Genomic DNA, 14,248 nt, shown 5'->3' on the forward strand with positions numbered 1-14,248 from the left:
GACGGGAGTTAAGTTATATTTCTGGAAAAAGAAATGAAAGCAGTATAGAATAGAAATGTTTCAAAAGTCAGAATTTATTACACCTACTGTAATAAATATATATTTTGTACAGAAAGGGGAGATTCACATATGCAGGCAGTTTCACACAAAAAAACTGTAGAAACACCGACAATATATCGAATTTTATTTGCGATTAGCTTTGGGCATTTTTTAAATGATTCGATGCAAGCAGTTGTGCCGGCGTTGTTTCCTATTTTGGAAAAAACGATGAATTTATCCTAGCAAGTAGGGTGGATTGCGTTTGCATTAAATATGACGTCATCGATTATGCAACCGGTGTTTGGTATGTATTCAGATAAGAAGCCGTCACCATTTTTATTACCACTCGGCATGTTTTCAAGTATGCTTGGAATGATTGGACTCGCGTTTGCACCAAACTTTATTATTGTTATTATTTCTGTTTTATTTATTGGTTTAGGTTCCGCGGTCTTTCATCCAGAAGGCGCTCGTGTTGCGTATATGGCGGCAGGTGCAAAACGAGGGTTAGCGCAAGCAATTTATCAAGTTGGGGGAAACACGGGGAATTCTCTAGCTCCTATTTTTACAGCGCTAATTTTCGTTCCACTCGGTCAAATTGGTTCATTAGGTTTTACAGCATTTGCAGCAGTAGGAATTGTATTATTAATTTTCGTATCGAATTGGTACAAAAATGAATTAGCAACGGGTGCTGTAAGAAGGAAGAAGAGGGCTGCACTTGAGGCGGAAAATGCAATTGTAAGTACACACATTAAATTCGTTATTATACTTCTTGTTTTTCTTACTTTTGTACGCTCTTGGTACGGTGCTGGTATCGGGAATTTCTATCAATTTTACTTAATAGAGCATTACGGTTTATCTATAAAAAATGCCCAGTATTTCGTATTCGCATTTATGATTGCTGGTGTGTTAGGAACTTTCTTCGGAGGACCGTTAGCAGATCGATTTGGTAAGAAAAATATCATCGTATTTTCAATGTTAGGTTCAGCGCCACTTGCACTGTTATTACCACATGTCTCACTTGTGTGGGTCGTACCGTTATTTTTATGTATCGGTTTTATTAGTTCAAGTAGTTTTAGTGTAATTGTTGTATATGCACAAGAGCTTGTACCTGGAAAAGTGGGAATGGTGTCAGGATTAATCGTAGGTCTTGCGTTTGGACTTGGAGCATTAGGTGCTGTAGTTCTTGGGAAATTAGCAGATATATATAGCCTGCAATTTATTATGCTATTATGTAGTTGTCTACCATTAATTGGACTCACTTCATGGTTACTGCCAAGTGATAAGAAAACGATAGAATAGGGGATGCGCTATGAAATTGTGTGAAAACGTTACGGAATTAATAGGAGATACACCTGTCGTCCGATTATCTAAATTTATTCCGGAAGACGCAGCAGATGTGTATGTGAAACTAGAAATGTTTAATCCATCGCGCAGTGTGAAAGACCGTGCTGCTTATAATTTACTTCACGTTGCAGAAGAAAATGGTCTCATCAAACCAGGAGATACAATTATTGAACCGACAAGCGGGAATACAGGGATTGGTTTAGCGATGAATGCAGCAGCTAAAGGGTATAAAGCGATTTTAATTATGCCAGATAATATGTCAAAAGAGCGTATTAATTTATTGAAAGCATACGGAGCAGAAGTAGTTTTAACACCAGCAGAACAAAGAATGCCAGGAGCAATTGCGAAGGCGTTAGAATTGCAAAAGCAAATACCGAATAGTTTTATTCCGCAACAATTTGAAAACCCAGCTAATCCGAATATTCACCGTTATACGACTGCGCTTGAAATTTACGAACAAATGGATGGAGAGCTGGACGCTTTTGTTGCAACGGCAGGAACAGGCGGAACGATTACAGGGACTGGTGAAACGTTAAAAGAGAAATTACCAAACTTATATATTGCAGTAGTGGAACCGAAAGGATCACCCGTTTTATCAGGTGGTGTGCCAGGTCCTCATAAACTAGTAGGAACAAGCCCAGGGTTTATCCCGAAAAACTTAAATACAGAAGTGTATAACGAAATTATTCAAATTGCAGACGAAGAGGCTTTAACGACAATGAGAAACTTAGCTAGACAAGAGGGATTATTAGTTGGGCCGTCTTCTGGAGCATCTGTTTATGCTGCAATCATGATAGCGAAACGTCTAGGCGCTGGTAAAAAAGTTTTATGTATTGCGCCTGATACAGGTGAACGTTATTTGAGCATGGGGTTATTTGAATAAAAAGGATAGAAACACCTTAATAGTGAATAGCTGCTATTAAGGTGTTTGTTTTATGGAATGAAGAGGGGGAGAAGAACAATGAAACTATTAAAACCAACCCATGAATATAGTGAGCATATTACAGCGTATAGACACGCGTTTTTACACTCAGGGGAACAACCACATGGAAGTAGTTCTTTACAAAACTTTGATTCTCTTGATGAATGGTTTGAAAAAGTGAGTAAACAAGAACTAGGAGAAAATTTACTAGCTAATCGAGTGCCATCTAGTCAGTTTTTAAGTTTTGAAAAAGAGGAACTTATAGGTTTTGTGAATATTAGACATAGATTAAATCCAGAATTATTACGGGAAAGCGGTCATATTGGATATAGTGTCCATCCAAATAAACGTCGCCACGGTTACGCTACGAAACAACTACAACTTGCATTAGCTGAAGCGCAAAAATTAGGATTGCAGAAAGTATTAATAACTTGTGATAAATCCAATATTGGTTCTGCTAAAACGATTCAAAAGGTTGGCGGTGTGTTAGAAAATGAAATAGTTTCTTCTCGTACTGGTGAAGTTATTCAGCGCTTTTGGATAGAACTATGATGTAGTAGGAATTTGAAAAGGTAATGCAAGCTGTAATATCGAAATAGATAAATGAAGTATAGGGGATTACTGCAATTTTAGGGGGAAATGAAATGGGATTAAAAGAGAAAGCAATAGAGATGTCAGAGATCTATAGGCAAAATCCGAAAGTAGAAGCCATTATTTTAGCGGGTTCAGTAGCTAGAAAGCTTGAAGATGAACATTCAGATATAGAATTACATATTTTATGGTCAACACCGCCAGAAGATGAGGATCGTAGGGCCCCTATTCATCATATTGATGGGACAATATTATCGTATTATCCGTATGAGGAAGAAGAATGGTCGGAAACGTATTTAACGAAAGAGGGAATTAAATTAGAGATTAGTAACTTTTTAACAGAGACAGTAGAGAAAGTGATTTCGGATGTGGTGGATCAATATGATATAAGTTATGAAAAACAATGTATTGTATCATCCGTTCATGATGGTGTTAGTTTGTATGGAGAAGAGAAAGTGAATGAATTAAAAGATAGAGTAGTGGTATATCCAGATGAACTAGTAAAACGAATGATTTCAGAAAATCTATGGTTAAGTAATCGTTGGCACAATCGAAAGGCGCTTTTAAAACGGAAAGATTGGCTTATGCTTTATGATGTTATTTGCGAAGTACAAAGGAACGTATTCGGTGTTTTATTTGGTTTGAATAAAATGTATGTACATCATCCAGCGTTTAAATGGATGCCTTATAATGTGGAACGAATGACTATTAAACCTGAAAATTTATATGAACGTATGGCGGACACATTAATAGGGAGTCCAGAAAATAGTGTGCAGGAGTTAGAGTTGCTAATAGAAGAAGTGTTGCAACAAGTTCATACATACGCGCCAGGAGTAAATGTGGATGAGCAAGAAAAATCGATTTTTTATTTTGTGAAATAGAAAACAGTAATAAAGGGGAAGTTATGGGTTTTTTTAATAGGTTTTTTAAAAAAGTTGAAAAAGTAAATGAGCAAGAAGCCACTCTTCATGAATTAAGTGAAGAATTGTATGTTGAATCACCGGTAGAGGAAGCGACTAGTTACTGGGTATCAATGGCACAAAATATAATTGTTAATGCTGTAAAGGCGGCTGACAATGATGTGGAACGTGCCTTCGTATTATTGAATTTGAAGAAAGGTGAGGCTTCATTTGATATTTTCTATCAAATAAATGGGCAATTGTATTTCTGGGATCAGCTAGAAAATGAGACGATAAGAAATAGAATTCAGAACGAGTTGTTACCGCAAGCTCCAGAAGTTTCAAATGCAGTAAATGAGCAATTTCATGAAGCTGATCACCCTATAATTTCGTTTGCGCAATTGCAGTTTGAATGGGAAACGAAAGCCTGGTTTTCACATATAATTTGGGAAGATAACCTTGCTGCTCAATTGCCCAAAACTCAAATTCTAAATGAATGGTTTCGTGTAATTAAAGAAGAAACGAAAAATAGACCACTGGATAGTGATGCGAAATTTTCTTGGTATCCATCAAACTCTTAAAAAATTAATACAGAGAGACAGGTTATGTTTCTAGATGATTTGTATTATTGAATAAGTATCAATAATACGTAATTCTTTTTCTATTGCCTGTTAGAATTCGTTATGTACTAATCCACTTGTTTTCTAAACTAAAAACTTATATTTCGAATTTTGAAATAGATTGTAATACATAAAAATTCAAAATATAAGTTGACACTATTTTTAATGTGTGATAAAAATGATAGTAATCAATTCGGAAAATAATATTTGGGCAATGAAAGGGTATAGTAGTGAATATCTCCCTATTTCAGAGAGCTGATGGTTGGTGTGAATCAGTATATAGATTATTCATGAAGTTCGTCCTGGAGCATCTTTCATAAATCTCGCATTATGAGGAAATGAAAGACGGTAGTTTATACCGTTATCAAATAAAGTGGTGAAGATTTTTTCACAACTAGGGTGGTACCGCGATATTTATCGTCCCTACGTATTTACGTAGGGACGTTTTTTATTTAGGTCCTAACTTTGGTGTGTCTTCATAACTAGGGTGGTACCGCGATATTTTATCGTCCCTACGTTTTTGCGTAGGGGCGTTTTTATTTAGGTGGTTTCTTAGTGTTCTTCACAACTAGGGTGGTACCGCGATATTTTTGTCGTCCCTACGTATTTACGTAGGGACGTTTTTTTATTAGGGAGGAAGTGAACGTATTAGAAAAGAGTATTGATAGAACAATATAAATACCGAATTGTAACAAAGAAAAAGAGATAGAGAGGAGATTAACAAATGAATTCACAGCAATGGACATCGAAATTAGGTTTCGTATTAGCTGCAGCAGGTTCGGCAATTGGTCTTGGGGCGATTTGGAAATTCCCATATATGGCCGGCATTGGAGGAGGCGGAGCGTTCTTCCTAATTTTCATCGGTTTCACATTATTAATTGGTTTACCGCTATTATTAGCTGAATTTGTTATTGGAAGAAGTACACAAAAAGAGGCTGTCGATGCATATAGAGAGATTGCTCCTAAAACGTTATGGCCTTGGTTAGGTAAATTAGGAATTGTAACATGTTTCATATTACTTTCTTTCTACAGTGTTGTAGGAGGCTGGATTTTATTATATTTATGGAATGCAATTACAGGTAGACTATGGGAAGGAAATGGAGCATACGAAGCTACGTTTGGTGAAATCATTTCCAATCCATATTTAGCAGTTGGATCACAGCTATTATTCATCCTTATTACTATTTTCATCGTAAGTAAAGGTGTACAAAATGGTGTTGAAAAAGTAAATAAATATTTCATGCCAGCATTATTCGTTTTATTCTTTGTATTAATCGTTCGTGCACTTACATTAGATGGTGCTGGAGAAGGCGTTCGTTTCTTCTTACAACCTGATTTCTCACATGTAACATCAGAAGTTATATTATACGCAATGGGGCAATCGTTCTTCTCATTATCTGTCGGGGTAGCCGTTATGGTAACGTATAGCTCGTACTTACCGAAAGAAGAAAGCTTACCACGTTCAGCATTTTCTATCGTAGCCTTAACTCTTGTTATTACATTACTTGCAGGACTTGCAATTTTCCCAGTTGTGTTCGCATTTGGAATGGAACCATCTCAAGGGCCGGGACTATTATTTATCGTGTTGCCAGCTATTTTCAGTAAAATGGCGTTCGGAAAATTATTCTTCATTGTTTTCTTATTACTATTCTTCTTCGCTACGATTACATCAGCAATTTCGATGTTAGAAATTAGTGTTGCATCGTTAACATCAAAAGGTAAAGGGAAACGTGAAAAAATGGCCTTAATTGTAGGGTTATTAATCTTCGTTGTTGGGGTACCATCAGCATTATCATTCGGTATATTAAGTGATCTGAAGATTTTCGGGAAGACAGTCTTTGATTTAGCGGACTATGCAGTAAGTAACGTATTAATGCCACTTGGTGTATTATTAGTTTCTATCTTTGTTCCTTTAAAAATGAAGAAAGATGTATTAATGAAAGAGCTAGGTGTAAGTAAAAATAAAGGTTATAAACTATTCGTATTATGGTTATTCTTACTTCGTTATATCGCACCAATTGCGATTATTATCGTATTCTTAAATGTACTTGGCATTATATAAAAAGAAAGGTAGCGTATCATACAAAGATACGCTACCTTTTTATTTTGCTCTTTTTTGCAATTCATTTACTGTTACGAACTGATAGCCCTTCTTAGATAAAGAATCTAAAATACCTTCAATCGTTTGTAAATTTTCATTAGACTCATCATACATAGAGTGCAGTAAAATGATAGAACCTGGTTTTACATTTTTATTAACGTATTTAATTTTATCAGCCGCAGATTTATAAAAAGTATCGGGCTCAAGATCCCATGTGATTGTTTCGATATTGTTTTTATTTAAATAATATGGCAGCCCTATTAACTTCTTACCGTTAGGGGGCCTAAAATCAATTTCGTCTGTAAATCCTGTTTGGCGGATTAATGAATTCGTTTTTTCTATTTCATCTTTAATAAAAGAAGGTGTTTTGAAAACCATTCTATTATGAGAATATGTATGGTTTCCAAGTTGGTGCCCAGATTGCGCGATAGCTTCTCCTAACGATAAATTTTGCTCTAATTCATTTCCAATTAAAAAGAAAGTAGCTTTAGCGTTGTATTTATCTAGTAGCGGTAATATTTGTTTTACATTGTTAGTAGGGCCATCATCAAAAGTTAAAGCAATCACTTTTTCATTTGTTTCTACGCGTTGTGTTAAATCTCCAAATAATTGAAAGCTTCTTGCGTTCATCAATTTGTATGTTCCGAATAATGCCGTGATAATAAAGAATAGTGTAACGATTGTAATGATAATTTTTTTCTTCATAATGTAACCTCACAATGATTTTTAATTCAGTTAAAAAGTATTATATCAAACTAAGTAATTTCGTGCTTTAAGAAGGGTGTGGATGCAAGGAGAAGGAATTTATCATATAATAAAATGCAAAAGGTATATTAGGAGGTGTTTATATGGCGATTATAATTCAATTGCCAGACACTGCAACGTCTCATGCAAAGCCAAGTATGGAAATGGCGATACTTTGCGTGAGGTAGACAAGTAATATACAATCGCCTATATGAGCTCGTATCATTTTTTATATTTGGCTTTGCACCTTATTGAAATGAAGCATAAAAAATAAGGGGCGAGCAGAAATGAAATACGTAAAAGCTAATGCTGTTTTACCAGAGAGTTTAATTACTGAAATTCAAAAGTATATACAAGGTGAAACAATTTACATTCCGAAACAAGAAACGAAACATTATAAATGGGGTACACGATCTGGCGGAAGAAAACAACTAGATGAAAGAAATAAAGCAATTAAAGAAGCGTTTAAAAGTGGGATTGCTATTCATCAACTTGCAGAAGAATATTTTCTTTCTGGGGAAACGATTAAAAAGATTGTGTATTCTAAATAAGAGGAAAAGAGTCTGATTCATATATTACTTTGAATCAGACTCTTTTTGTTTTATGTGTATTGGATATATGAGGTGTGAACGGGCATGATAATAGAAAAAATGTGCCGTTTTTTTATTAAATGGTATACAGAGCACTTGAAAAGTAGAAAGGTGAACATATATGAATCATATTGGACAAATAACGATAGAGCTTTTAGTTGGTTTTTTTGTTCTATTAATTGCTACAAAAATATTAGGGAAAACACAAATATCTCAGCTAACGCCATTTGATTTTATTTCTGCAATCGTCCTAGGTGAGCTCGTTGGAAATTCAATATATGATCCTAAAATTAAAGTATGGTCTATTTTATATTCAGTATTTGTTTGGGTAATTTTAATTTATACTATAGAAGTGATAACACAAAAAGTAAGAGGAACAAGAAGGTTTTTTGAAGGGTATCCTTCAATTATTATTCGTAACGGAAAGATTGATCGTGAACAATTAAGCGTAAATCATTTGGATATAAACCAATTACAACAAATGCTTAGGCAACAAAAAGATATATTTTCAATCCGAGAAGTTGAATATATGATATTGGAACCGAACGGAAACATAAGCGTTCTGAAAAAAAGTAAATACGAATCTCCTACTATAAATGATTTAAGTTTAAAACATAAGCCTGTATACTTACCAATTTCATTAATTAGTGATGGAAAAATAGTTAAGGATAATTTGAGGGAAGCGGGATTTGATGAAGGATGGCTTTATAAACAAATAAAGCAAAAAGGAATTACTAAATTTGAAGACGTATTATATGCGGAATGGAAAACAGATGATGGCTTCTTTTGTCAGGAAATGCAGCGGTAGAGAATAAGTGATATATGTAATGTTTGTTTCTAAGTTATCTTTTACATATCAAAAAACGTAATCATTGTATACAATAAAACTAGATCAACAATTTGTATGGAGTGATAAAGATGGAAGCGTTTATTAGAAGTGATCAATATAATTTTATAAAATCACAAGCTTATATTTTAGCAAACGGGCATGCAACGGCAAATGATAGAGGTGTAATTCAGGCGTTAAAATCGCTTGCGATTGAAAAGATAATACATGTATTTGAGAATTTAACGGATGAACAGAAAGAGTTAATTGATACGGTATTAACAGTTCAAAATAGAGAAGATGCAGAATCATTTTTAATGAAAATAAATCCGTATGTAATTCCGTTTCAAGAAGTTACAGCACAAACATTAAAAAAATTATTTCCTAAAGCGAAAAAGTTAAAACTTCCTGATATGGAAGAAATGGATATGAAAGAAATATCTTATTTAAGCTGGATTGATAAGGGGTCAAGCAGGAAATTTATTATAGCGAAAAATGATAAAAATAAATTTGTTGGTCTGCAAGGAACGTTCCAAAGTTTAAATAAAAAAAGCATTTGTTCGTTATGTCATGGACATGAAGAAGTAGGAATGTTTTTAGTTGAAATTAAAGGCGATGTACCAGGAACTTTCGTTAAAAAGGGAAACTACATTTGCAAAGATGGTGTAGCTTGCAATCAGAATATGAAATCGCTAGATAAATTGAACGATTTTATTGAACGCTTGAAGAAATAACGAGAAAACCTCTAGTATTTAAACTGGAGGTTTTTATTTTTTGAAGAAGTAAAATAAGCTTTCTTTATAAATGTAGATTTATAATGAAATTTGATAAAAATATCTATTATGATACAGTTGCTTATATGCAAGGAGGTAAAACATGGATTACCTTTTATCGAAAGAAAAAGTGAAGCGATGGCCCAAAGATATGATAGCGGCGGGGCGTTGTCATACAGTTGGCCTGAAATCGGATGGCACGGTAGTAGCGGTGGGCCGGAATAAAGAAGGGGAATGTAATGTAAGTGGCTGGCGAGATATTGAAGCAGTCGCAGTGGGCAATGTTCATATGGCAACGAACACGGGTAATGCTCATACAATCGGTCTTACATGTGACAGTACTGCGGTAGCAGTGGGTTGGAATAAGCATGAACAATGTGATGTAAACGATTGGCATAATATTGTAGCGGTTGCGGCAGGGTGGCGTCGTACTATTGGCCTGAAATCGGATGGCACGGTAGTAGCGGTGGGCCGAAATAAAGAAGGAGAATGCAATGTAAGCAGTTGGCAAGGTATTGTGGCAGTCACAGCGGGTGACTGGCATACAGTCGGTCTTAAATTGGACGGCACATTGACGACTGTGGGGAATAATCGATATGGTCAATGCAATGTAAGTAGCTGGCGAGGTATTGTAGCGGTCAAGGCTGGGTATCTTCATACTGTTGGTCTTAAACGAGACGGTACGGTAACAGCAGTGGGGAATGATAAACATAACCAGTGTGATGTAAGTGGCTGGCGAGATATTGTAGCAATAGCGGCTGGTACGAATCATACAATCGGACTTAAATCAAACGGTACCGTGGTGGCAGTGGGTTGGAATGAGTATGGTCAATGTAACGTAAGTGATTGGAGAGATATTGTAGCGATAGCGGCTGGTTGTGCACATACAGTCGGACTAAAATCAGACGGCACGGTGATCGCGGTAGGTAATAATGAATTTGGCCAATGCGATGTAGGTAGCTGGCGCGACATTCGGTTGCCTGGCAAATAGTCAATTTACAATAAATGATTAGTAATATTATTCTATTTTAGGAGTAATTATGGAATAGGATATGTAGAAAATAATTAAACTTAAATCTACTGAATAAGAATCTCTTTTGAAAAGGGATTCTTATTATTTTTCATAAAATGAGGGTCTAAATGGAATTTTTGAACAAACTATATTTCAAAATTACAGTAGAAGATATAAATAAAGTATAGAGGAGATAAAGAAATGCTTAAAAAGTTTTTGCTTTCTTTACCGGATGTTTTACTTATATGTATCGTTCTCTACATAACGTACACAAATTCTTTTAGCTTTGGACAGATGTTAGTAATTTCAATTGCAATCGGAATTATTGGTGGTCTTGTTATAAGGATTGGTAAGGATGTATTTATGTATATAAGGTGGACAATGAAACAGAGGAAATCTTGAATACGTTGTATTGCTATTAGGAGGAGATGAAATGACTAAGAAAAAGAGTAGAGTGAAAAATGAAGTAGCGCTTTGGGCATTAACAGCGGTTGTTCTCATCATTGTATGGTACTTTTATCAAAAATAAAAACGCATCGTATTAAAAAAGCACGATGCGTTTTTATTATTTTTTTTGCCAATTTTCTTTAATAAAGTCTTCACGACCAGATTCCTTTTGCTCAGTAGCATATTTCTCTGGATTCTTTTTATAGAAATGTTGGTGGTATTCCTCTGCTGCGTAAAAAGGTGCAGCAGGACGAATTTCAGTCACGATTGGATCTTTAAACATACCGCTTTCTGTAAGAGCTTGTTTTGATTTTTCAGCAAGCCCTTTTTGTGTTTCGTTATGATAAAAAATAGCGGTACGATAAGATGGACCACGGTCAAAAAATTGTCCGCCATCATCAGTTGGATCGATTTGTGGCCAATATAAGTCTAGTAATTTCTGATAAGGAAAAATAGAAGGATCGAATGTAATTTGAACAACTTCTAAATGTCCAGATGTTCCAGCTTTTACTTGTTCATATGTTGGGTTTTCTACATGACCTCCTGCATAGCCAGAAAGTACTTTATGAATACCAGGAAGTTCATCAAATGGTTTTACCATGCACCAAAAGCAACCGCCTGCGAAGGTTGCGAGTTCGTATGTTTTTTCGGACATTGCTGTAATCCTCCTAAATGTATATGTTTTATATAGTATTATATAAATTGTTTTATTGCGCAATAAAAAAGATTTGAAAATATATGTTTTTTATAAACAAGATCCTCCGCTCACATCAATTAATTGTCCAGTAACCCAGCGGCTGTCTGGAGAAGCGAGGAATGCAGCAGTATCGGCAATGTCTTCTACTTCACCTAAGCGATTGAAAGCGGAAATAGTAGTAGCGTACTGCTTCATCATCGGGTCGCTCAAGAGTTCTGCATTCATATCTGTTTTAATAAATCCTGGAAGTATTGCATTCACCGTTATTCCTCGTGCTCCAAGCTGTTTTGCTAGCGTAAAAGTCATTGTATTAATAGCGCCTTTCGTCATACTATATGCAACAAAATCAGGTAAAGAAATGCGGGTGGCAGCGGATGAAATATTAATAATTCGGCTATTGTCACGTAAACGTGGCAGTGCTTGTTGAATGATAAAGAATGGTGCTTTTGCATTTACTGAAAACATTCTATCAAAAAATTGTTCAGTCGTTTCTTCAATAAAAGCACCAGGACCAATGCCAGCATTGTTTATTAAAATATCAAATTGTGTTTCACCAGTGCGCTTTTGTAATTCAGTATCTAAAGCTTTATAAAGGTTTTCTACACCGTGTAAGGATTCTAAATTTGCGCCGATAGAAAAAGCTTGGCCACCATTTGATTGAATTTCATGAACAGTTTCTTCAGCGTCATCTTTTCGATTACCGTAATGAACAGCAACCAATGCACCGTCATTTGCTAAACGTTTAGCGATCGCTCGTCCAATTCCTCGGCTTGCTCCTGTAACTAACGCTACTTTCCCTTTTAACATAGTTTCCTCATCTCCTCATAAATTTTTCTTTATGTAGTAGTGCAAACATACTTAAGCAATATATGAGTGTATGTAAGTAATTCATTCCAATTTTAATTTGAGAAAAAATAAATAGAATGAATTTTGATTTTTTTGAAAAACATGTTGACAAGGAAAAGAACAACGTCCTATAATACGTGTAACAAATAAAAGTTAATTAAGAATTTTCTAACTTTATATGTTGTATATGCAAAGAAGAGGAAAGTAGATGATTATGATCGTTTCAGAGAGCTACTCCAAGGCTGTGAGGGTAGTAACAATCGAATCATTGAAGATCACCTCGGAGCATCGCTTGCGAAAGGGAAACTGAGTAGAGGGCGGCGGCATCGTCTCCGGTAAAAGGACGGAGGTCTGATTGGACCTACAAAGCTTATATTTCGTGAGAAGTATAAGGAAGCTGAGTGGTAACGCGAAACTCTCGCCTCAGCAATCAAAGCTACTAAATTGTAGTAGTTGATTGCTGAGGCGAGAGTTTTTATTTTTAAAAATAGAAGAAGATAATGCGTAGAAGAGGAGAGTAAATGATAAAGATTGTTTCAGAGAGCTGCCCCGAGGCTGTGAGGGTGGTAACAATTCACTCATTGAAAATCACCTTGGAGCACTACTTTTGAAAACTAGTAAAAAGTAGCGGGGTTGTTCCCGATAGAAAAACAAAAGTCTAATTGGACTTGCAGAGCTTATATTTCGTGAGAAGTATAAGGAAGCTGAGTGGTACCACGATTCCCTCGTCTCAGCAATGGATTGCTACAAGTATGTAAGTAATCGATTGTTGAGACGAGTATATTTTTAAGGTTTATATACTGAATATTCTGTTAAAAATACTCATCTCAGCAATCGATGTAGAAATAGATTGCAAAAAATAGAGAAAAAAGAGGAGCGATGTGAGATGGGAAACCAGTATATTTACATGAATGGGGAATTTGTAGAAAAAGAAAAGGCAGTTGTTTCAGTGTATGATCATGGTTTTTTATACGGAGACGGTGTATTTGAAGGGATTCGTAGTTACGGAGGAAATGTATTTTGTTTAAAAGAACATGTGAAACGATTATATGAATCAGCGAAATCTATTTTACTAACAATTCCAATGACGGTAGAAGAAATGGAAGAAGCAGTTTTACATACACTCCAAAAAAATGAATACGCTGATGCTTACATTCGCTTAATTGTCTCAAGAGGAAAAGGTGACTTAGGGCTCGATCCGAGAAGTTGTGTGAAGCCGAGCGTAATTATCATTGCAGAACAATTAAAGTTATTCCCACAAGAATTTTATGATAATGGGCTAAGCGTTGTATCTGTTGCATCAAGACGTAATACGCCAGATGCGTTAGATCCACGTATTAAGTCAATGAATTATTTAAATAACGTACTTGTAAAAATTGAAGCAGCACAAGCAGGAGTGTTAGAGGCTCTTATGTTAAATCAACAAGGATATGTTTGTGAAGGTTCTGGCGATAATGTTTTCGTTGTGAAAGATGGAAAAGTGCTAACCCCGCCATCCTATTTAGGAGCATTAGAAGGTATTACGAGAAATAGTGTTATCGAGCTATGTGAACGACTGAATATTCCGTGTGAGGAAAGACCATTGACTCGCCATGATGTATATGTAGCGGATGAAGTATTTTTAACAGGAACAGCAGCGGAGTTAATTCCAGTTGTAAAAGTTGATTCCAGAGAAATTGGAGATGGGAAACCAGGAAGTGTAACGAAACAATTGACCGAAGAATTTAAAAAATTAACGAGAGAAAGAGGAGTACGTGTTCCCGGGCTGACGGAAAGCTTAGCGTAAATAAGGAGAGG

Annotated in this window: 14 protein-coding genes, 1 pseudogene and 2 other annotated features; of the genes and pseudogenes, 12 read left to right on the plus strand and 3 right to left on the minus strand. The window is 35.6% G+C overall.

Annotation, left to right across the window (positions count from 1 at the left end; translation table 11 throughout):
- Positions 1 to 129: 129 nt before the first annotated feature.
- From MHH27_RS09345 to MHH27_RS09370, 6 genes and pseudogenes are all read left to right on the plus strand, one after another.
- Positions 130 to 1,338, plus strand: a pseudogene (locus tag MHH27_RS09345) (MFS transporter).
- A gap of 10 nt (positions 1,339 to 1,348) precedes the next feature.
- Positions 1,349 to 2,266 carry a cysteine synthase A gene (gene cysK, locus MHH27_RS09350; RefSeq protein WP_000762271.1) on the plus strand — a complete coding sequence of 306 codons (918 nt, stop codon included), beginning with the start codon at positions 1,349 to 1,351 and terminating at the stop codon, positions 2,264 to 2,266.
- A 78-nt stretch (positions 2,267 to 2,344) separates the two neighbouring features.
- A complete protein-coding gene (locus tag MHH27_RS09355) occupies positions 2,345 to 2,857 on the plus strand; it encodes a GNAT family N-acetyltransferase (protein WP_074619195.1) in 513 nt (170 codons plus the stop codon).
- A 92-nt stretch (positions 2,858 to 2,949) separates the two neighbouring features.
- Entirely contained in the window at positions 2,950 to 3,777 is an 828-nt protein-coding gene (locus tag MHH27_RS09360) for a DUF4037 domain-containing protein (protein ID WP_074619196.1), read from the plus strand.
- 23 nt (positions 3,778 to 3,800) lie between these two features.
- Positions 3,801 to 4,376 carry a hypothetical protein gene (locus MHH27_RS09365; RefSeq protein WP_000505541.1) on the plus strand — a complete coding sequence of 192 codons (576 nt, stop codon included), beginning with the start codon at positions 3,801 to 3,803 and terminating at the stop codon, positions 4,374 to 4,376.
- A gap of 244 nt (positions 4,377 to 4,620) precedes the next feature.
- Positions 4,621 to 4,843: a binding site (T-box leader), on the plus strand.
- A 296-nt stretch (positions 4,844 to 5,139) separates the two neighbouring features.
- On the plus strand, positions 5,140 to 6,477 hold the full coding sequence (locus tag MHH27_RS09370) for a sodium-dependent transporter (RefSeq protein ID WP_001088187.1): 1,338 nt from the start codon (positions 5,140 to 5,142) through the stop codon (positions 6,475 to 6,477).
- Between the two features lie 39 nt (positions 6,478 to 6,516).
- On the opposite strand, the gene MHH27_RS09375 is transcribed toward MHH27_RS09370, so the two are convergent.
- Positions 6,517 to 7,221, minus strand: coding sequence for a polysaccharide deacetylase family protein (locus MHH27_RS09375; RefSeq protein ID WP_000726858.1), 705 nt, complete (start codon positions 7,219 to 7,221; stop codon positions 6,517 to 6,519).
- A gap of 326 nt (positions 7,222 to 7,547) precedes the next feature.
- On the opposite strand from MHH27_RS09375, the gene MHH27_RS09380 reads away from it, so the two are divergent.
- From MHH27_RS09380 to MHH27_RS09400, 5 genes are all read left to right on the plus strand, one after another.
- A complete protein-coding gene (locus MHH27_RS09380; protein WP_000878325.1) occupies positions 7,548 to 7,811 on the plus strand; it encodes a CD3324 family protein in 264 nt (87 codons plus the stop codon).
- Positions 7,812 to 7,971: 160 nt separating this feature from the next.
- Positions 7,972 to 8,658: a DUF421 domain-containing protein gene (locus MHH27_RS09385; protein WP_044306972.1), complete on the plus strand. Its 687-nt coding sequence runs from the start codon at positions 7,972 to 7,974 to the stop codon at positions 8,656 to 8,658.
- Positions 8,659 to 8,768: 110 nt separating this feature from the next.
- On the plus strand, positions 8,769 to 9,410 hold the full coding sequence (locus MHH27_RS09390) for a FusB/FusC family EF-G-binding protein (RefSeq protein ID WP_000387074.1): 642 nt from the start codon (positions 8,769 to 8,771) through the stop codon (positions 9,408 to 9,410).
- 142 nt (positions 9,411 to 9,552) lie between these two features.
- Positions 9,553 to 10,440 (plus strand): RCC1 domain-containing protein, encoded by an 888-nt coding sequence (locus MHH27_RS09395; protein WP_044306973.1) that lies wholly within the window; start codon positions 9,553 to 9,555, stop codon positions 10,438 to 10,440.
- Between the two features lie 222 nt (positions 10,441 to 10,662).
- Positions 10,663 to 10,863, plus strand: coding sequence for a hypothetical protein (locus tag MHH27_RS09400; RefSeq protein WP_000913386.1), 201 nt, complete (start codon positions 10,663 to 10,665; stop codon positions 10,861 to 10,863).
- Between the two features lie 163 nt (positions 10,864 to 11,026).
- On the opposite strand, the gene msrA is transcribed toward MHH27_RS09400, so the two are convergent.
- Both msrA and MHH27_RS09410 read right to left on the minus strand, forming a co-directional pair.
- Positions 11,027 to 11,563: a peptide-methionine (S)-S-oxide reductase MsrA gene (gene msrA / locus MHH27_RS09405; RefSeq protein ID WP_001291887.1), complete on the minus strand. Its 537-nt coding sequence runs from the start codon at positions 11,561 to 11,563 to the stop codon at positions 11,027 to 11,029.
- Between the two features lie 90 nt (positions 11,564 to 11,653).
- Positions 11,654 to 12,412, minus strand: a complete 759-nt coding sequence (locus MHH27_RS09410) for an SDR family oxidoreductase (protein ID WP_000911802.1) — start codon at positions 12,410 to 12,412, stop codon at positions 11,654 to 11,656.
- A 535-nt stretch (positions 12,413 to 12,947) separates the two neighbouring features.
- Positions 12,948 to 13,187, plus strand: a binding site (T-box leader).
- A gap of 150 nt (positions 13,188 to 13,337) precedes the next feature.
- Between MHH27_RS09410 and ilvE the strand changes: the two genes are divergently transcribed.
- Positions 13,338 to 14,237: a branched-chain-amino-acid transaminase gene (gene ilvE, locus MHH27_RS09415; protein ID WP_044306975.1), complete on the plus strand. Its 900-nt coding sequence runs from the start codon at positions 13,338 to 13,340 to the stop codon at positions 14,235 to 14,237.
- The last annotated feature ends 11 nt before the right edge of the window (positions 14,238 to 14,248 follow it).

Source organism: Bacillus sp. FSL L8-0152, from assembly GCF_038006365.1.
GTDB lineage: Bacteria > Bacillota > Bacilli > Bacillales > Bacillaceae_G > Bacillus_A > Bacillus_A cereus.